A 19048-nucleotide genomic window follows, 5' to 3' on the forward strand; every position below is an offset into this window, starting at 1 on the left:
ATGAGTTAAGCTTACCGATGATTATTAGCTAGAAGTTTTTGGTAGTGCGGCGCTAATTTGGCGGAGCATCATGACTTGCCAATAAGGTACAGGAGCCAGCAATACAGTACCAGTTCCCTCAAAAGTATTGACGAGAAACTCACCAGAAGTCATGGAACCTAAAAGAGATTTGGTAGCTTTTTCAACGCGATAATTTATGCTACTTGTGCGAGCTATGGCAAAATTTCCATCCACAACTAATCGGTCATTTCGTAAATTTATTACTTCTACAGGGCCTTGTGCTGCCATCACTACTGTACCCCTACCTTTCACTTTTGTTTGAAACAATCCCTCGCCACCAATTAAGCCTGATACAAATTTGTTTCGTTCAACTCCTACTTCTATAGTGCCATCACTAGCCCAATAAGCACCACTATCTAAAATCCATTCACTACCGTCTAATTCTAAAATGTGATATCCCGATAAAGAAGGCTCTAAATATAATTCACCAGTGCCTGTATATGTAGGACGGAAAATGTTTTCTCCCGTGGCTAGGGACTTTAAAAACCCGCCTGCTGAAGGGGCTTTAGATTGCATCTGAATGTTGCCACGTATATAGTACATAGCACCAGATTCAGTTTTGACTGTTTCGTTTTGTAAAGTTACCTTGACTAAACGTAAGCTTTCTTTTTCGATTACTTCAAAAGTTGCCATAATTTTCCTTTTGATTTTTGCAGAAGTGTATACTTCGCTTTTAACTAGAATTTCTATACATTTTTGGCATCTATTTTTACAGATGACAAGTTATAAAAATATAATTAGATTGCTAAACAAAGTCTATTTTAAAACTGACGTATGAGTTATGCCGTTTCTTTGTAAAGCTGCGCCAAATCTCTTAATTTCTTATTTCTTCTCTTCGAGACGCTTCTCTACGAGAGGCTTCGCCAACGCGAAGGCGTACTTGGCGCTCTTGGCGGTTCGTTCTTTATTTCTTGCACCATAAGCGCATCTTCATACAAAATTGGTATTAGGAATAACGTAAACGCTTCGCCTTGCCGCAGGCTACCGCAGAGGCACAGAGAAGCCAGTGCGTTGGGCGGGTTCCCCGACTTGAAGCAACTGGCGCGGCACGGAGAAGTCAGAGTTTGAGAGATATTTTGCCTAAGTCCTAATATTTGATATAAAAGACCTCTCCCTGGCTTTACTACGTAGTAAAGCCAGGGAGAGGTTTATCGAACTCAGGTTAATTTAGAGTGAATATTTATAATTTTGAAAAAAAATATCTTGAATATTCACTCCTAAGTTTCAAGTCCTAATTTATGTTTACTGCTAACTTCTAGGGGAAGGAAAATTGTCAAAACTTCCCCATAGTGTGGACGCTGACGCACAATCAATTTACCGCCGATCGCTTGAAACAAATGCTTAGTTGCGGCGATATTCAAACTAATCGTACCCGTTTCTGGTTGGAACATCAGCAATTGGCCCAGAGCTTTGCGAATTGGTGGCCTTGCAGGTATGGCGGTTTTACTTGAATCTTTGCACCCAAATTGGGGCGATAATTGTAACTTAAGTTGATCTCCGGCGGGAATAACTTGTACTTGAATATGGCTACCAGCAGGTAAGCTGCGAGTGAAATTCTCTATCAAACCAGTGAGTACCTGATCCAGCATCATGGGATTACTTACCACAGTTGGTAGTTGCTGGGGTAAAACAACATTTAAAGTTAAGCTCCGTCGATGCGCTGCTTGTTCCCAACGGGGAATGCTCTGCTGCAACACTTGATCTAAAGACATCGGCGTGAGTTGAGTTTTTGGCGATTTTGCTGAGGTAGTAGTTTCCAATTCCGCTGCTTTAAACAGTAACTCCATGCGGTCAATTTGCTCGGTACACTCATGATCGATAATTTTTAAGCGATTGATCACGCTGGCATCTAAATCTCGCCGCTTCAGCAGTAGGCGAGTCATGGTGCGAATAGTTGTTAGAGGTGTGCGGACTTCGTGAGCGAAAGCTTGGAGCAATTCTACATCAGGATTTGGGGATTGGACTTTGGGGATTGGATATGGGTTATTTTCTTTGTCTTCCTTGTCTCCAGTTCCTATTAAAGAGTCCTTAGTCTCTTCTGCTTCTGTTAATTCCTGAAGCAACAACTGGCTAAACTGAATCATGATGCGGCAATCTGGCGCTACCGGAGAATAATCTTGTACTAAAGTATCCAGACGGCCAAAAAATTCTGGATTAGCCAGCATTACCCTTGCTCCTAGCGATCGCCAAGCCTGTTGCACTACCTCTGGCTCAAAAGAAAATGAAAAGGTTTTTTTACCGTTTTTGTGGGTTGCTAAAACCAGTACTAAACTAAATTTATCTGTAAAAACCAAGCAAAATTGTTCTGCACCTAGCGGATCGGCAGGTAACAACGAAAGTACCGATTCATGAGGAGCGATTTCTTCATTTACAGAGGCGATTGCATCTGGCATCTGAAATGGCATCAGCGCCAAGGGGTTAAATGGTTTTGCGGTAAAAGTTACTGTTTGTAAGCTTTGAGTCAGTTTTGGCTGACTAAATAAAGGTGCTGGTGCAGCTAAAACTAATCCTTGGGTTGTGTCAACTGAAGCAGCTGCTAAAGTATTTAATAGCAAATGTTCTGTCGCTGCTAGGCTGACACGCCACTGCCGCTCTGCTTTAGCAGGTGAACATTCAGCTACACTTGATTGATTTTCAGCCAAGATTTCGCTCAGACTTGGCAATATCCATTTGTACACAGGCTTTCACCCCTTAATTCAAGAGCGACTAACAGCGTCTAGGGTAGACATTTCACTACTACTTAAGAGGTTATAGCTATTTGTGTAGTGGCGACAGTGGTAGAACCGAACAATTCGGGCGCAATTTCCCCTCTAAGTGCGATCGCAGATTGATGATTGTGCTGATTTCGCTTCTCGAATTGGGATTGCAATTACAAACTCTGCACCCTGTCCCGGTGCTGAAATGCATTGCAAAGATCCACCATGTTTTTCAGTAATTATCTGGTAGCTAATCGATAATCCCATACCAATTTTAGGCAAATCTTCTGTTAGGTACTCAATAACTGAGAGACTAGCTATTCCTAGATTTCCCAAAATTAATTTCTGACTAATTTTCATTCCTGGCTCGAAACCTCAAGTGCTGGCTACTGCGCTAATTCAGTTTTGGGGAGTTTGCCCTGATTTTAAAATTCCCAGATATGTGCCTGAAAACTACAGAGTCAACAGCCATTAGCTAAATTTTTAATCTGGATCTATGGCGATGCCTACGGCTGGCTACACCTACGCATTTTTTGAGTAGATTAACAATAGACTATCTTAAAGGCATGTTATGACTTCTTTTAATTCAGTTGAAGATTTGGTACTAGTTGCTGGTGCTACTGGTGGCGTCGGGCAACTTGTGGTAGGCAAGTTACTAGAAAAGGGTTTGAAAGTTCGCGTTCTGACACGCAATGCCGCAAAAGCCGAAGAAATGTTTAACCACAGAGTAGAAATTGCCGTTGGTGACATCCGCCAGCCAGCTACACTACCAGCCGCAACACAAAATGTCAGCCACATCATCAGTTGTACTGGAACCACTGCCTTTCCCTCTGCGCGATGGGAGTTTGAGCAATCCCAAAACTTGATTGAATGGGGAATCACTTTCCTTAACCCGAAATCTAGTGAAGCAAAAGCAAAGAATAGTCCCGCAAAAGTCGATGCCCAAGGTGTAAGCAACCTAGTGACAGCAGCACCCCACAATTTGAAGCGGTTCGTTTTCGTCTCTTCTTGCGGAATTCTTCGTAAAAATCAGTTTCCTTTTAGTGTTCTTAATGCTTTTGGCGTGTTGGATGCTAAACAGAAGGGCGAAGAGGCCATTATTAACTCAGGATTACCCTACACCATTATCCGCCCAGGACGCCTGATTGACGGGCCATATACCTCATACGACCTCAACACCCTCCTCAAGGCAAAAACTGGGGGTAAATACGGTGTGGTAGTAGGCACTGGGGATACACTTTCAGGTGATACTAGCCGGATTGATGTAGCAAACGCTTGTGTAGAATGTCTTTTACACCCAAGTAGTTCCAGGAAAATTTTTGAAATAGTCAACCAGGGACAAAGACCGCCTGCTATTAACTGGGAAACTCTTTTCTCTAAGCTCAAGTGAGCGCTAAGGGGCTTCTAAATAAAAAAATATACCATCGCTATAGAGGCAGGGGGCAGGGGGAGGGAAAGTCGTAGTGAAGTCCAAAAATTGGATAATTTATTTTTTGGAATTCCCTAAATAGTATTTTCTCCAATGCCCAATACCAAAATATTGCTGATTATACGGAATACGGAAGCAATCCTTGGGGTGAGCTATTCGGCGTCGCGCTCTTTAATTTTGTTCTATTTTCGGTACTTTTGTAACTTATTACCTCTAAAGGCGGCAAACACGACTCTACCGTTACGGTTCACCCTAATTACTGAAAGTCTTAATTCCCATACATTAGACAGAGTGAAGGCAAAAAATCCATGAAATAACTAAAAAAACTGTTTAGTTAGTTTAACCGTCCTAAGCAAGGTTCGGGAAACCACCCTTCATGGACTGGCTAACACTAAGCTTCAGTATATATATCAGCATATCTGGAGTTTTAACCCCAGAAAAGCCAAAACAAAGGTATTCATGCTGAACTGGCTGATTTATTGACCCTGTTGGTTCAAAATTTAGTCCTTTATATTCTCATTCATTCATTTGTAGTTATACGGAGCCAGCACCTAAAATGGCAAAAGTAGTTGGAATTGACTTAGGAACAACGAACTCCTGCGTGGCAGTGATGGAAGGTGGTAAACCCACAGTAATTGCTAATGCTGAAGGTTTTCGGACAACGCCATCAGTAGTCGCATTTGCGAAAAATGGCGACAACTTGGTTGGGCAAATCGCCAAACGCCAAGCAGTGATGAACCCCGAAAATACGTTTTACTCAGTCAAACGCTTTATCGGACGCCGCTATGAGGAAGTGAGTAACGAAGCTACGGAAGTTTCTTACAAAGTTCTCAGCAGCAACGGCAATGTCAAATTAGATTGTCCTATAGCTGGTAAACCGTTTGCTCCTGAAGAAATTTCTGCAAAAGTTCTTCGCAAACTAGTTGAAGACGCCAGCAAATACCTGGGTGAAACTGTAACCCAAGCTGTAATCACTGTTCCCGCATACTTCAATGACTCGCAACGCCAAGCGACAAAAGACGCTGGAAAAATTGCCGGGATTGAAGTTCTACGGATTATCAACGAGCCTACAGCAGCTTCTTTGGCTTATGGATTTGACAAGAAGAGTAACGAAACCATCCTCGTGTTTGACCTTGGTGGTGGTACCTTCGACGTATCCGTGCTGGAAGTAGGAGATGGAGTTTTTGAAGTACTAGCCACATCGGGTGATACCCACCTTGGTGGTGACGACTTTGATAAAAAAATAGTTGACTTTTTAGCTGAGAAGTTCAAGAAAGCCGAAGGCATTGAGCTACGGAAAGACAAGCAAGCTTTACAACGTCTGACTGAAGCCGCAGAAAAAGCCAAAATTGAGCTTTCTAGCGTCACCCAAGCAGAAATCAACCTACCATTTATCACTGCTACCCAGGATGGCCCCAAGCACCTAGATACAACCCTAACTCGCGCTCAATTTGAAGAACTTTGCTCTGACTTAATCGACCGTTGCCGTATTCCTGTGGAAAACGCCCTTCGGGATGCCAAGTTAAACAAAGGCGATATTGATGAAGTGGTGTTAGTTGGTGGTTCTACCCGCATTCCCGCAGTCCAACAGATTGTGAAGCAGGTATTGGGTAAAGACCCAAACCAAACCGTCAACCCTGATGAAGTCGTAGCAGTTGGTGCAGCTATTCAAGCTGGGGTACTGGCTGGTGATGTAACTGGCATCTTGCTGTTAGACGTGACACCGTTATCTTTGGGTGTTGAAACATTGGGCGGCGTGATGACCAAAATTATCCCCCGCAACACCACAATTCCCACCAAGAAATCGGAAGTCTTCTCCACTGCTGTGGATGGACAAACCAACGTCGAAATTCACGTCCTCCAAGGTGAACGCGAATTCTCTAACGATAACAAGAGCTTGGGAACCTTCCGCCTCGATGGTATTCCTCCTGCACCACGCGGTGTTCCTCAAATTGAAGTGGTGTTTGATATTGACGCCAACGGTATCCTTAACGTTACCGCTAAGGACAAAGGTACTGGTAAAGAACAGTCCATTAGCATAACCGGCGCTTCTACCCTAGATAAATCTGACGTTGACCGGATGGTTAGAGAAGCTGAACAAAACGCTTCATCTGACAAAGAACGGCGTGAGAAGATTGAACGCAAGAACCAAGCCGACTCCTTAGCATACCAGGCTGAGAAGCAGCTACAAGAATTGGGCGATAAAGTTCCCGATGCTGACAAGACCAAAGTCGAAGGTTTAGTGAAAGAACTGCGGGAAGCAGTTGCTAAAGAAGACGATGAGCAAATCAAAAAGCTCACCCCAGAATTGCAACAAGCACTATTTGCTGTTGGTAGCAACATCTATCAACAAGCTGGTGGCGGTGCTACACCTGGTGCTGAACCTCAAGATGGTGGTTCCACATCTGGCTCTGGTAGCTCTGGTAGCGGCGACGATGTAATTGACGCTGATTTTACAGAGAGCAAATAATTCCCCTACTTCTGTTGGGAAGATTATTTAGTCGCACCTCATATTACCCACTCAGGCAAATCCCTGAGTGGGGATTTTTTTTAAGGAGTTATAAGTTAAAAGTTAGGAGTAGAGACGCGATTAATCGCGTCTCTACAGGAGTTTGAAGTTTGAGTAGAACTAATATTGGTAACTCTTAATCTTAATTCTTAACTTTATTCCTAACTCCTCACTCTCAACTCCTAACTCTCTTATGCCATATCCACAAGCACCTTGGACACTTCAGGGCAATGCTATCCAAACTCTACATTTGGTAAATGTTGACCAAGTGCGCCCTTTGATTCCCTTAGAGTTAAAAATTATTTCTGTATGGCCTGGTAAAACTCTCGCTAGTGTCTATTTATCTCATTACGGGTCAGGCTCGGTACTGGAGTACAGTGAGTTAATTATTACCCCAGCTGTCGTTAATTACCAAAGCAAAATCGGTGGTTGGGTTTCCCATATTTATGTAGATAATGCTGATTCGGTGGCTGGCGGTCGAGAAATTTGGGGACTACCAAAGGAACTAGCTGAGTTTAGTTGGAAACAAGGAAAGCATGTTACTGTGCATCAGGGAAACCGAAAATTGTGTAGTCTTAACTATAATCAACAAAGCTTGGCATGGAGACAGTGGTTAAGTGCTTCTGCTTTTGGCGCCAAGGGTGCTGATTTGTTGATATTCCCTGCTGAATTTGAGTCTGTGTTGGGTTTGATTGGTTCTAAGTTAGAAATTCCCGCCGAAAGTCCTTTTTCTGCAATAGGTTTAGGTCAGCCTTGGTTAACTGTGCGTTGTGAGCAGATGAGTTTGCGGGTTGATGCGCCAAATGTTGTAGGTCAGATGGTTATCTAAGTAGGTCGGCGTAAATAATTATTGTTGCAATAAGGCAGGGGAAAGGGGGAGAAATAGTTTGAGCCTTATTTACTTTTGTTTACATAGTTTGGTTTTATTGCACCGACTTACTTAACCCTGTTTTGTCACTCTCGGAAAACAATAATCGAAGCCAAATTCTGAGGCTTTGATTTAATCAAGGTTTGAGACTTTATTTTCTAATAGAAACTAAAATTTATAGCTTAAAAAGTGGAAACTAATACCGTTTCTTTGTGAAGCTGCATATATTTACCCCCCGGCTATGCCGTCCCCCCGATGTTTTGGGGGGACTGATTATGTGCATTTTCATACAGAATTGGTATAAAGCCCCGTAACCGTTTGGATTATTGGCTTTTCCTACTCTGACAAAAGAGGGTTAGTACCGCAAAGCAGAATGTTTGCCTAGCTTTAACAAGGGTATGTTGCTCCAAGTCTTGTTAATTGAGATGTTAGCTGGATTTACGCCAAGTTGTACTAAGCAATTTCTAGGTTGAGCATTGGGATTATTCTGAAAATATCCTAAGTTCCCAACATCTGCAAGTTATGTAAAGTGGCATAAAGCCCTCCTTCTTGCAGTAGTTGATCGTGGCTTCCCTGTTCGATTAATTCGCCGCGCTTGAGAACAAAAATCCGGTCTACATTGCGAATTGTAGACAGGCGGTGAGCAATAATAATGGCGGTGCGTCTGAGCAAAAGCTGGTTTAATGCTTCTTGAACTAAAGCTTCTGTGCCAACATCTAAACTAGCAGTAGCTTCATCTAATACCAAAATTTGGGGATTGCGAATGGCAGCCCGCGCAAAGGCTAATAGTTGCTTTTGACCACTAGAAATATTTGTGCCCCGTTCTCGAAGTTGAGTATCATACCCTTGGGGTAGTTCTTCTATAAACTGGGCAATGTTGGTTTGCTCTGCTGCTTGTTGAATCTGTTCAATGGTATAGCCATCTCCTAAAGAAATGTTGCTTTTAACATCGCCAGCAAACAAAAAGCCTTCTTGGAAAATTACTGCCATGTAGCGCCGCAGTTCTGCCTGTGGTACTTCCCGAATATCTATACCATCTATAAGAATACGTCCTTGGGTGGGTTCGTAGAGGCGGCACAAAAGACGGATGATCGAACTTTTACCTGCACCTGTGGGGCCGACTAATGCAATTTTTTCACCTGGATGAATGGTGAAATCTAAGTCTTTAATCACATAATCATCATTTTTGTAAGCAAACCAGACGTGATCAAAACGGATTTCTCCTAGTTCAGGCGGGGAAATCAGGTCTGGAGATTCTAGATTTGCAACTATTTCATCTATGTAGCCAAATTTTGCATCAAATATTGAGAAGCGGACATTGGCACGATCGCGAATTTCTATCGGTTCATCTAATATATCGCCTACGCGTTCTATAGCAGTAAAACCTGCTTGAATTACCGTAAATTTTTCGGCAAAATCCCTTAAAGGATCAAATAATCGCTGGGCATACAGGATAAATGCAGATAATGTCCCAAAAGCTAAACTTTTTCCTAATAGTAACGAACCACCCAAGCACAAAACAGCTGCGATCGCAATCAGACCAATCCATTCTAAGGTGGCTGAAATAAATGAATCATAAAAGATGGTTTTATCCATTTGCTGAGTGTAACGGCTGTTTGTGGCGCGAAACAATTCCGCATTAAATTTTTCCCTACGGAACAACTGCACTATATTAATGCCAACCACATTTTCTTGTAACTGTGAGTTCAATATAGAAAGTTCTTCCCGCCCTTTGTAATTGGCTTTGCGGTACTGTTGCTGAATGTAAACTATTAACCAGCTAATTGGTAACAACATCACTAGCAACAAGCAAGTAAGTTGCCATTCGATGGAAAACATTAAACCCAAAATCACCAGCATGGAAAACAAATTGGACACAATGCCAATTGCCCCAGTAGAAAAGACATCGCCTAACACTTCTACATCGCTGGTGAGTCTGGTGATTAATTTACCTACGGGTGTACGGTCAAAAAAGCGTACTGCTAACGAAGTCACATGTTGGAATAAGTCTTGGCGAATTGCTGCGGTGATTTTTTGCCCTAGCTTCTGTACTAAATAGCCCTGATAGGCTGTAAAAATCAGTCGGCTTGCGATCGCAACTAATAATAATCCCTCCAGGATATTTAGCCCTTCGGACAAGGGGCGATTCCTGAGAAATTCGTAAGTGCTTGGTTCATTGCGAATTAGGGAGATAGCTTGGCCAATCAACAGTGGTTGTACGGCATTAGCTAGGGCTAGCGGTACGAGTAGGCCCATTGATAGCGCCAACAGCCGTCCGCTACGACGCGCATAAGGCACTAAACGCAAAAACAACCGCCAGTCATTTTCATTCCGACGATCTTGCGTATAAGATTTTTTGAGAGATTGATAGATGCTCATAGTAAGAGCATTATATTAATGTTTATAAAAAAATACGCATGTTTAAAGTAGCGTTTGTCCTGTTCCTCTGATACCATGCTTGAGATAGAAACTGCACGATTGCGACTAAGGCACTTCAATCTAAACGACTTCGATTACCTATTTCGCCTCTACAGCGATGCAGGAGTCATGAGCTATCTGTCGCCAAGAACAAGGGAACAAACTCAGGCGAGTTTAAGCAAACATATCCAGCAGTGGCAACAATATAACTTTGGGATGTGGGCAGTAATATACAAAGAAACTGGTGCAATGATTGGCCGGTGTGGACTTGGATTTTTGGAAAATACGCCAGAAGTTGAGCTTGGCTATGTGTTTGACAAATCCTATTGGAACATGGGATTGGCAACTGAAGCATCTCTTGCAACTTTAAAGTTCGGATTTTGGGAAGTGAAGCTAGATCGGATAGTAGCGATTGCTCATCCAGAAAATATCGCTTCAGTGCGGGTGATTCAAAAGGTAGGAATGAAGTACGAAAAGAATGCTAGCTATTACGGTCATGATGTAGTATATTACGCTGTCTTAAACTCAGAATGGCAGCCGGATGATTCTCTTTACATTTCGCAATCTTAAAACTATCAGATATCGCAAGCTACAGAATCATGGGCGAACAAACTGCTACATATAAAAACCCACTGCTGCAAACTCAATAAAGCTATAGAAAATATATGCTTTAGGTCTTTGGTAGGGGCGCATAGCTGTGGGTTACTACTAGGTTATTTGTATTAATTACTTCATATACATCCCATAAGTATGAAGTTTTACCATATTTTTCTGTTTAAGTCTTATATCTAAAGGTAGATAATTAAGGTTAAAATTTGGGAAACCTAAGAGAGGTTCATTCCTAAAAGATGTCCTGCCTATTTATCGCAGAATGCAACTGAGGTCAGATGACGCAACCTTTAAATCGAGTCAAAGAGTGGGAACAACGTCGTGATGAAGCAAGCCGCTACTACCAGAGGGGGAGATTTCAAGAGTCTCTGGATCTGGCAACGGAGAATTTACACTTGGCTAGATCAATTCCAGACAGAGCCAGAGAAGGTTATACATTAAACGACCTTGGTTTAGCTCACCTCAGTTGCTGGCAACCTCAAAAAGCATTAGAGCGCTTCCATCAGGCGCTTTCGGTTGCTGTTGAAATTGGCAACGCGCCAGCAGAAGCAACTGCATTTAGCAATCTGGGTTCTACATACAGCCGTCTTGGACGTTTTTCGCAAGCGTTGGAATGTTTTAACCAAGCACTACCAATCTTGAGGCGATCGCAAGATACTCAAAGTGAAATTTCTACTCTTAATGATGTAGCACTAATTTATACCCGGTTAGGAGAACCGAAACGCGCACTATTGCTACAACACCAAATTTTGAGGATGCGCCGATTGTTAGGTGACTTTTCTGGTGAGGCAACAACCCTAAATGGTATTGGGTTTGCTTACAACGTTTTAGGCAAGTTTGAGGAAGCTCTAGAATTTTTTCAAGCAGCGCTTCCAATTCAACGAGCAGTCAAGAATTTGGTTGGCGAAGCAACCACTTTAAATAACATTGCCTCAATCTATAGCGATCTAGGAAAACCGAAACAAGCGCTATTGCTTTACTATCAAGTTCTTTTGACACGTCGAGAAATCAGCGATCGCTCTGGTGAGGCAACAACGCTTCATAACATTGGTTATACCTATAGCACTCTGTCAGAGCATCGGCAAGCAATGAAGTTCTATAAGCAAGGCATTGCGATTTATCAACAACTTGGCGATGGCCTGGGAGAAATTTCAACTTTGCTGAATATGGGAAGCCTGTACGCCACAACGAAACGCAAAAAAATGGCGCGATCGTGCTACCAAAACGCCCAAGAGTTAGCAGAGCAAATCGAATATCAGCCACTCCTGGAAAAAGTACGGCAGTTTATAGATTCTCTGTAGATTGATGCAGCAGACTCAGATTCCCGACTTCTTCAAGAAGTCGGGAATTTTGTTGTTCTCTCATCCCCCTTGATGTAGATTTTTTCAAATCTTACAATGATACCTATGGTCATCAGGCAGGCGATCGCGCTCTTATAGAAATTTCTAAAGCCATTAAAAATATTGTTCAACGCCCTGCTGATTTAGTCGCCCGGTGGGGAAGAATTTGCTGTGATTTTGCCTGACACAGACGAACTTGGTGATTTGAAAATTGCCGAGAGAATTTGCTTTGCGGTGCGGAGATTGGCAATAACTCATAGTCATTCACAAGTTAGTTCTCATATAACCCTCAGTGCTGGGTTGTCCACAGCAATTCCCGATCCGGGTTCTAACTTTGAAGAAATAATTACGGCGGCGGATAAAGCATTGTATCAGGCAAAGGCAACAGGACGCGATCGCTTCAGGCACAATAACGTACTAGTTGGCTCGACCTGGAACTATAAATGGCATAAAAGTAGTGAAGAAATAGCTACATGTGAGTCTATGTATAGCGAGCGGTCTGCAATATTAATCGGTCAAGGAAGACGAAAGGGGACAGGGGGAGAACAGTTCATGGCAGACAAAATTTGTATCTTTCGTTCCCGCAAACCATATATTGCTCAACAGGTTACGATCAATTAAGAAGTAATAATTCTTTACGGCACCGCCAGGAGTCTCTAAATGTTCATTAGTGAATTGTCACCTATATTCAAAGAATTTATCCAGCATCCAGTCTCATTTGTCGGTGGGTTATTCTCTGGTGTGCTTCGGCTTAATCTTGCAGAAGATCCTGTAAAAAGCTGGCTGGATCAACAGACCCGCTCCAATAGTTACACCAGCACCACAACAGATGCAAATAATGGCAAAGCAAGTGGGCCTCAACAGATTTCCATTGACTAGCATACTCTGACTACTTTATCAAGCTAGTTTTGAAGGTTTGTAGTAAGCACTTTAGTGCTTACTACAAACTTGTTGAGCCATCAATTTAAACTTGACCTTTTTTTAATTAATTTGGGGTACAATCCCCCACTTATTGCAATTTTTAATTTTTTAATTTTTAATTGGAGCGAAGCGACTTGACATACTCCCACATTCTTACAAGCATATAGGAATCGTATTTGATTTATGAAATTATCTACGTGGGCGGGAAGTGGGGAGTAGGGAGTAGGGAATAAGGAATTAGGCTTTTCGATCTGTACTGAGATTTTTCAGAAACTTTTAAACTAAACCAAACGAGAAATGTTGATTTTTTCGTTGGTTCTTAACCTTGGTTGTTATCAAAACTGGTTTCTTGATTCTGGGGCTGCGAAAATTCTACAATTTATCACCACTATATCAGAAGACTGAAACTAGAAGATTTAACAGTTAAGGGTTGCAGCAACTGCATATATCCAGATGTTCATAAATGCGAATCGCTAGGCAGTGCCTAATCCCAAGATTGCCGAAAACCCTACTGATATAGAGGCTATTGGAGTAGTGAGTAGCGTATTGGTGGAAAAATTGGCGTGAAGATTCGGGAAGTGCGATCGCTTGGAGCGATCGTCTGCTGTTTTTTAGAGTCATAGATAACCCAAAATAACAGAAGCTTGTACTCTATAAATAGACTGTTGAGGCTGCTATTAAAGAAAGTACAATCACATGGCTGATTCTGATAAATTTCTGTACCATCGGAGCGTGCGCTCTATCGATATGCTCCAAGGTCTAATTACTTCTATTCTATTGCACTCAATTTTATTAATAGGGAGCAAATATTGGTACAGAGCTTTGATGCGTGAGCCGAAGCAAGAAATTGCCCAAGAGATTCCAATCGAGGTAGTTGAAGTTCCTGCTAATAAAACGTAACACAGAGAAAAACAGCGATTGAAAGAGCTACGACATTACCAGTACCCAGCAACCCTAACAAGTTAGGGCAATCGACAACTAGATTAAGTGCGCGAACACCGACCCAAGCTCAGTCATCTCTAAAAACAGGTGCAGCAAGTTTGTTAGGTGGTACTGTGAGTATATCTAGTCAGAATTATCGTGGTGATGATCTGGCAGCCTTGGCTAATTCCAACCGCGATCGCCAAGCTACTTCTGGTATTGATGCTCGCAGTCAAGATATAGACCTTACCTCTTACTTAAACAAACTAAAGCAACGCGTTCGGCAGCAGTGGCTACCAGGAATGAGCCAGTCTAATCGGCGAACGGTGCTTAACTTCACTATTAACCGTTCAGGTCAAGTTAGCAATCTCAATATTGCACAAACCTCTGGATTCAGTGTAACTGATGAAGAGTTCAGCCTCAACTCTTGGAGACGCTGTTCGCGTTCGGGGAGGTCAAAAGTCAAAAGTCAAAAGTCAAAAGTCATTTCCCCCTGCCCCCTGCCTCTTCATTGACGCACTCAAGGGTAGGTAATGTAAATGCAAAGGTACTTCCACACCCTGGAGTACTCTCAGCCCAAATTCTGCCGTTGTGTTGTTCAATAATTTTGCGACAGATGGTCAGCCCTAAACCAGTACCACCTTTTTTGCGGGAATCTGATGAATCTACTTGTTGAAACCGTTCAAAGATCCGTTCGAGTTGGTCAGCAGGAATGCCTTGCCCTTCGTCTCGCACCCGAAACACCAATTCTCTGGGGAGGTTTGGGGAACCTTGCTCTTGTTCTACGGTTAGCCAAACAGTCCCTCCAGGGGATGAAAACTTGATGGCATTACTGAGTAAATTGGTTAAAGCTTGCAAGATATAATCTGCATCTGCCCACACTGAGATATCTTGTGGTTGTTTGACTAGAGTGATTTCATGCTGCTGTGCCATTGCTTGCATTGCCTCTGCTGCTTGGATCATCAAATTAGCAGCATTACAGGCTTGGCACTCTATGATGACTTTGCCGGACTCAATTCGCTGTAAATCGAGGACGTTGTTGACTAAACGCACTAACCGTTCAGTGCTGTCATCGGCAATTCCTAGCATTTGTTGTCCTTCGGTCGAGAGACTGCCCAATCGCCCTGTAGCTAAGATTTTCAGGGCACTATGCAACGAAGTTAGGGGAGTCCGCAATTCATGACTAATTACAGAAATGAATTCATCTTTCATCCTTTCAATGGCTTTGCGATCGCTAATATCACTACTCAAGGCGAAAAATCCCTTCACGGTGTTCTGGTCATCCACATCAGGGATGTAAGTTACATCAACCGATCGCCAACTCCCATCTTTTAAAAGAATATCATTTTCATAGTTGACGGCTTGCCCAAATAAAGCTGTTTTTACATAAACTTGCATTCTTTGGTAGCAATCTTCTCCCCAAACCTGATGCAGATGGGAACCATAAATTTCTTTAGGAGATTGCCCCAGCCAATCCTGATATGCTTGATTATTAAAGCGATATTGTTGTTGATCGTCCACATAGGCGATCAGTACTGGTAGCGCATTGGTAATTAAGCGCAATTGTTCCTCACTCTGTCGCAGTGCCGCTTCTACCTGCATCCGCACATTAATTTCCTCTTGCAATTCTGCGGTGCGAGCTGCTACAACTTCTTCTAAGCGTTCCAGTAGTTGGGCTTGAGATAAAGCAATACTGATTTGATCGGCTAGTTGTTGCATCAATTCCAACTCAAAATCCACCCAATGGCGAACGCTGTCGCATTGGTGCGCGATTAACAAACCCCAAAGGTGATTCTGTGACTGGGCATTGAGGTTTTGCACAATCGGTACAATTAATTTGGCTTTGATCTGAAATTGATCGACAAATTCCACCAAACAATCTGCCAAGCCAGCCGCCGGATCGTGTACATCTGGGGTTGCACGCACCCGTCCCTGAGCATACAGTTGTTGATACTCTTGGGGAAAAACTTCTTCAGGAAATTCTAGATGCATCAGTGTGGGATAATCTGGTAAAACTGCTTCGCTGATGGTTTTTCCTGTACCATCTGGCAATACCTGATAAATTAGCACGCGATCGGCTTGCAGAATCCGTTGCACTTCCGTGACGGTGGTATGCAGAATTTCCTTTAGCTGTAACGACTGGCGAATTTTCAGCGTCACTTCCGAAAACAGTTCTACCCGTTGCTGTTGCTGTCGTAATTCCGCCTGCATTGATTCTCGGCGCTGACTAATATCTCGTAATAGCAGTAGATGACAGTAGGGAAGTACGTTAGGTATTAAGGTATACTCCATCTCTCGCGGGTTCTGGGCAGAAGATGAAACTAACAGTTCCCCCATCAATGATTGTCCCGGTGGAAAACTAAGAGAGTTGGGTTGACGAGTAAATTCCGCAGTGATGAAATTAGCTAAAGCTTGCCCTTTGAGTTGCTTACGTGATAAACCGAGTAAATCACAAGCAGCAATATTCATATCTATGAAACATAAGCGATCGTCAATTAGAGCGATCGCATCATGGGCGTTCTTAAATAAAGTTTGAATCAGACGCTTCTGAGTTCGTCGTTGATGTTTAGATTTTTTCGCACCAGATTGCGTTAGCGAAGCTTTCCGTTCGCGTAGCGTCTCGGAGAGAAGGAATCGCTGCTTCGAGGAACGTTTAGACACCTACATCTATAATGCAAGGGGACATTTCCATTTTTTACTGAACTTATGTAAAGTTCAAATTTGGTTAAGTTAATGTTAGAAAATTTAATACTCTCAATAGGAATATTATACGGAAAAATTCTTTATTCAGACATTTGTGCGTAGGCGTACCACTTCGTGGAAGCAAGCTACGCGTAGCGTCTCGTAGAGAAGCCCGCCGCAGGCATCGCTGTTGATTTTTTGTGACAGATTGCGTTAGCCTAAACTTCCCCCGTGCAAATACAGCATTTACGGCTGTTATTAGGTACAGTGGCAGCCCCTAGCTCCCCTGCTTCCCCTGCTTATCCGAACCGTATTGGGTTGCCTACATATTCCATCTGGTAGACTGAAGGCATTGATTGGGCTAAGTTGACCTATGACTATTGCGATCAACCAACCAATACAACAGCAGCCACTCACCTTTGACGAGTTTCTCGCCCGTTATAGTGGCGATAACCGCTATGAACTGATCGATGGAGAGGTGTTTGACTTGGAACCAACAGGCATGCATGAAGAGGTTGCAGCCTTCATTACCACAAAGATATGTGTCCAGATCGACGGAGCAGGCTTACCTTGGTTTGTCCTTCAGCGAGGACTATTGCGCCCTTCTAACATTGGTATGACAGCATTTCGACCTGATGTTGCAGTTGTCGATCCAGATGAACTTATCAAAGAACCGCTTTGGTCTGAGCAGTCAATCCTGACACTGGGCAGTTCGATTAAATTTGTGGCGGAAGTTGTTAGTAGCAACTGGCAAAATGATTATGCCCGTAAGGTTGAAGACTACGCGGTTTTAGGCATTCCCGAATATTGGATTGCAGACTACGCAGCTAATGGTGGTACTCGACACATTGGGAAGCCCAAACAACCCACCCTCTCTATCTGTACGCTAGTGAATGGGGAGTATGAAATTCAGCAGTTTCGAGGCAATCAGACTATCGTCTCTCTAACCTTCCCAGATTTAAAATTGAGGGCTGAACAGGTGTTGAGGGCTAGTAGATAAAATCGCCATCATTCGACTACTGTAGTAAATTAGTCCTGGTTAACCCAAAGTAAAAATGCAGCGTAACAACTCAAATATAGCAGAAAGTTAAGAAGCACTCTGGTGATGTATTTTTGCAGGCGATCGCTTGGGATGCCACTATCGCCCAGAAACCCGCAGATAGTGTATTCAAAATTGAACTCAAGAAAGCATAATGGGCATATTTATACGGTGAAAGCATTAATTGAACTGGCTGCCTAAATGGATACCACCAACATCGGTAGTTGGACTTCTCTAGCGATCGCAGCAGCCACAGGTAATCTGGAAACTATGACAGACAATTTTATTGGAATAGATTTGTTAATCCGCGCCAGGGCGACGGAGTGAACTATGGACAAGGAGGACAAGGGAGATGCTTGACTATTGCCCAATGCCCTATCCCCATTAAAATTAAAATCATTTGTGCAAACTGAGTGCAAAATTCTCTCATTTTTTCAAACTTTACAAATCTTGATGCTTATCGTTACGCGCTCATAAGAAAATGATCATAACCAAGCGGATAAAACGCCTAAAAAGCTTGAGCATTTAGGAAATCAAAACTTCCATGCTTATAGAAGCTGGCAATTTAAGTTGCAACAAATTAATCCAGCAATTTGATTGGACTGGGTGAGCAATCTGAAATTTATTTATAAATTGAAACAATTTTCTTAAACTTTCGTTAACAGGAGAAACAATTAATGCCATTTGGACCAGCTTCACGCCTGGGAGTAAGTTTATTTGATGAAACCCCTCCCGTTGAGTGGGTATCGGGTCGCTCAGAAGAAGAAGTAGAAACAATTATTCAGGCAGTCTATCGGCAAGTATTAGGCAATGCCTATGTGATGGAAAGTGAGCGGCTTGCTGTGCCCGAATCCCAGTTTAAGCGGGGTGAATTGAGCGTCCGCGAGTTTGTCAGAGCAGTGGCTAAATCTGAACTCTATTGTTCTCGCTTTTTCACCAGTTGTGCGCGCTATCGGGCGATCGAACTCAACTTCCGCCATCTGCTGGGTCGTCCACCGCTAGATTTAGAAGAAATGCGGGCACACAGCACCATTCTTGATACTCAAGGGTTTGAAGCTGAAATTGATTCTTATCTCGATAGTGATGAGTATCAATCTACCTTTGGCGAAAACTTTGTGCCTTACATCCGAGGCTATAAAACCGAAGCGCTTCAGAGCATGGTGCAATTTACTCACACCTTTCAGTTAGTGCGGGGTGCTTCCAGCAGCAGCCTGAAGGGTGACCTGTCGGGCAAGGCTCCCAAGCTAAATTCATTAGTAATTCAAGGCACACCTACAGCAGTAATTTCACCTGCTAGTGCTGGAGCAACCTTCTCTCCACCTCCTACTGGTGCGCGGACTCGTCTTGGAGTCAATGCTAGTGCTGGTGGTAAAGTTTACCGCATTGAAGTCACAGGTTATCGTGCCAAAACCTTCAATAATATTTCCAAGTTTCGCCGTTCCAACCAAGTCTTTCTGGTGCCATACGAAAAGCTCTCTCAAGAGTATCAACGGATTCACCAGCAGGGGGGTGTGATAGCAAGTATCACTGCTATATAAATTCAGGTGCAAACTAAA

15 protein-coding genes and 2 pseudogenes are annotated in these 19048 nt (G+C 43.0%); 11 read left to right on the forward strand and 6 right to left on the reverse strand.

Annotated elements, in window-relative coordinates; all coding sequences use genetic code 11:
- Window positions 1–24: 24 nt before the first annotated feature.
- The 3 genes and pseudogenes from V7K25_RS09615 to V7K25_RS31580 all read right to left on the reverse strand — a co-directional run.
- Window positions 25–693, reverse strand: a complete 669-nt coding sequence (locus V7K25_RS09615) for an AIM24 family protein (protein ID WP_335157294.1) — start codon at window positions 691–693, stop codon at window positions 25–27.
- Between the two features lie 584 nt (window positions 694–1277).
- A complete protein-coding gene (locus tag V7K25_RS09620) occupies window positions 1278–2738 on the reverse strand; it encodes a sensor histidine kinase (RefSeq protein ID WP_335157296.1) in 1461 nt (486 codons plus the stop codon).
- A gap of 132 nt (window positions 2739–2870) precedes the next feature.
- A pseudogene (locus tag V7K25_RS31580) lies at window positions 2871–3026 on the reverse strand (ATP-binding protein); the annotation flags it as partial.
- A gap of 301 nt (window positions 3027–3327) precedes the next feature.
- On the opposite strand from V7K25_RS31580, the gene V7K25_RS09630 reads away from it, so the two are divergent.
- The 3 genes from V7K25_RS09630 to V7K25_RS09640 all read left to right on the forward strand — a co-directional run bounded on the left by V7K25_RS09630 (window position 3328) and on the right by V7K25_RS09640 (window position 7523).
- A complete protein-coding gene (locus tag V7K25_RS09630) occupies window positions 3328–4146 on the forward strand; it encodes an SDR family oxidoreductase (protein WP_335157300.1) in 819 nt (272 codons plus the stop codon).
- A 595-nt stretch (window positions 4147–4741) separates the two neighbouring features.
- The gene (gene dnaK, locus V7K25_RS09635) at window positions 4742–6655 is read left to right on the forward strand and encodes a molecular chaperone DnaK (RefSeq protein WP_335157302.1); all 1914 of its coding nucleotides are present in this window, start codon (window positions 4742–4744) and stop codon (window positions 6653–6655) included.
- 232 nt (window positions 6656–6887) lie between these two features.
- On the forward strand, window positions 6888–7523 hold the full coding sequence (locus tag V7K25_RS09640; RefSeq protein WP_335157304.1) for an acetoacetate decarboxylase family protein: 636 nt from the start codon (window positions 6888–6890) through the stop codon (window positions 7521–7523).
- 537 nt (window positions 7524–8060) lie between these two features.
- Here V7K25_RS09640 and V7K25_RS09645 read toward each other — a convergent pair.
- Window positions 8061–9941, reverse strand: a complete 1881-nt coding sequence (locus tag V7K25_RS09645) for an ABC transporter ATP-binding protein (protein WP_335157306.1) — start codon at window positions 9939–9941, stop codon at window positions 8061–8063.
- Between the two features lie 75 nt (window positions 9942–10016).
- Between V7K25_RS09645 and V7K25_RS09650 the strand changes: the two genes are divergently transcribed.
- The 4 genes and pseudogenes from V7K25_RS09650 to V7K25_RS09665 all read left to right on the forward strand — a co-directional run bounded on the left by V7K25_RS09650 (window position 10017) and on the right by V7K25_RS09665 (window position 12808).
- On the forward strand, window positions 10017–10550 hold the full coding sequence (locus V7K25_RS09650; protein WP_335157308.1) for a GNAT family N-acetyltransferase: 534 nt from the start codon (window positions 10017–10019) through the stop codon (window positions 10548–10550).
- A gap of 317 nt (window positions 10551–10867) precedes the next feature.
- Window positions 10868–11890 (forward strand): tetratricopeptide repeat protein, encoded by a 1023-nt coding sequence (locus V7K25_RS09655; protein WP_335157310.1) that lies wholly within the window; start codon window positions 10868–10870, stop codon window positions 11888–11890.
- Window positions 11891–11952: 62 nt separating this feature from the next.
- Window positions 11953–12550: pseudogene (locus tag V7K25_RS09660) on the forward strand (diguanylate cyclase).
- A gap of 39 nt (window positions 12551–12589) precedes the next feature.
- The gene (locus tag V7K25_RS09665) at window positions 12590–12808 is read left to right on the forward strand and encodes a hypothetical protein (protein WP_335157312.1); all 219 of its coding nucleotides are present in this window, start codon (window positions 12590–12592) and stop codon (window positions 12806–12808) included.
- Between the two features lie 465 nt (window positions 12809–13273).
- On the opposite strand, the gene V7K25_RS09670 is transcribed toward V7K25_RS09665, so the two are convergent.
- Window positions 13274–13471, reverse strand: a complete 198-nt coding sequence (locus V7K25_RS09670; protein WP_335157314.1) for a hypothetical protein — start codon at window positions 13469–13471, stop codon at window positions 13274–13276.
- 434 nt (window positions 13472–13905) lie between these two features.
- Here V7K25_RS09670 and V7K25_RS09675 point away from each other — a divergent pair, with 434 nt between their 5' ends.
- Window positions 13906–14286 (forward strand): TonB C-terminal domain-containing protein, encoded by a 381-nt coding sequence (locus V7K25_RS09675; protein WP_335157316.1) that lies wholly within the window; start codon window positions 13906–13908, stop codon window positions 14284–14286.
- Here V7K25_RS09675 and V7K25_RS09680 read toward each other — a convergent pair.
- Window positions 14255–16432 carry an ATP-binding protein gene (locus V7K25_RS09680; RefSeq protein ID WP_335157318.1) on the reverse strand — a complete coding sequence of 726 codons (2178 nt, stop codon included), beginning with the start codon at window positions 16430–16432 and terminating at the stop codon, window positions 14255–14257. The two genes, V7K25_RS09675 and V7K25_RS09680, sit on opposite strands and share 32 nt — an antisense overlap.
- 394 nt (window positions 16433–16826) lie before the next feature.
- Here V7K25_RS09680 and V7K25_RS09685 point away from each other — a divergent pair, with 394 nt between their 5' ends.
- From V7K25_RS09685 to V7K25_RS09695, 3 genes are all read left to right on the forward strand, one after another.
- On the forward strand, window positions 16827–17453 hold the full coding sequence (locus V7K25_RS09685) for a Uma2 family endonuclease (protein WP_335157320.1): 627 nt from the start codon (window positions 16827–16829) through the stop codon (window positions 17451–17453).
- A gap of 240 nt (window positions 17454–17693) precedes the next feature.
- Window positions 17694–17819: a hypothetical protein gene (locus tag V7K25_RS09690; RefSeq protein ID WP_335157322.1), complete on the forward strand. Its 126-nt coding sequence runs from the start codon at window positions 17694–17696 to the stop codon at window positions 17817–17819.
- A 350-nt stretch (window positions 17820–18169) separates the two neighbouring features.
- Complete coding sequence (locus V7K25_RS09695) at window positions 18170–19030, forward strand: phycobilisome linker polypeptide (protein WP_335157324.1); 861 nt, start codon at window positions 18170–18172, stop codon at window positions 19028–19030.
- Window positions 19031–19048: the final 18 nt, after the last annotated feature.

Source organism: Nostoc sp., assembly GCF_036919495.1.
Taxonomy (GTDB): domain Bacteria; phylum Cyanobacteriota; class Cyanobacteriia; order Cyanobacteriales; family Nostocaceae; genus Nostoc.

Bases quoted from the DNA above. Each gene is read 5' to 3' on its own strand.
- V7K25_RS09630 (WP_335157300.1), top strand. From the start codon at position 3,328: ATGACTTCTTTTAATTCAGTTGAAGATTTGGTACTAGTTGCTGGTGCT.
- V7K25_RS09645 (WP_335157306.1), bottom strand. From the start codon at position 9,941: ATGAGCATCTATCAATCTCTCAAAAAATCTTATACGCAAGATCGTCGG.
- V7K25_RS09665 (WP_335157312.1), top strand. From the start codon at position 12,590: ATGTTCATTAGTGAATTGTCACCTATATTCAAAGAATTTATCCAGCAT.
- V7K25_RS09655 (WP_335157310.1), top strand. From the start codon at position 10,868: ATGACGCAACCTTTAAATCGAGTCAAAGAGTGGGAACAACGTCGTGAT.
- dnaK (WP_335157302.1), top strand. From the start codon at position 4,742: ATGGCAAAAGTAGTTGGAATTGACTTAGGAACAACGAACTCCTGCGTG.
- V7K25_RS09695 (WP_335157324.1), top strand. From the start codon at position 18,170: ATGCCATTTGGACCAGCTTCACGCCTGGGAGTAAGTTTATTTGATGAA.
- V7K25_RS09670 (WP_335157314.1), bottom strand. From the start codon at position 13,471: ATGACTCTAAAAAACAGCAGACGATCGCTCCAAGCGATCGCACTTCCC.
- V7K25_RS09685 (WP_335157320.1), top strand. From the start codon at position 16,827: ATGACTATTGCGATCAACCAACCAATACAACAGCAGCCACTCACCTTT.
- V7K25_RS09615 (WP_335157294.1), bottom strand. From the start codon at position 693: ATGGCAACTTTTGAAGTAATCGAAAAAGAAAGCTTACGTTTAGTCAAG.
- V7K25_RS09650 (WP_335157308.1), top strand. From the start codon at position 10,017: ATGCTTGAGATAGAAACTGCACGATTGCGACTAAGGCACTTCAATCTA.
- V7K25_RS09690 (WP_335157322.1), top strand. From the start codon at position 17,694: ATGGATACCACCAACATCGGTAGTTGGACTTCTCTAGCGATCGCAGCA.
- V7K25_RS09640 (WP_335157304.1), top strand. From the start codon at position 6,888: ATGCCATATCCACAAGCACCTTGGACACTTCAGGGCAATGCTATCCAA.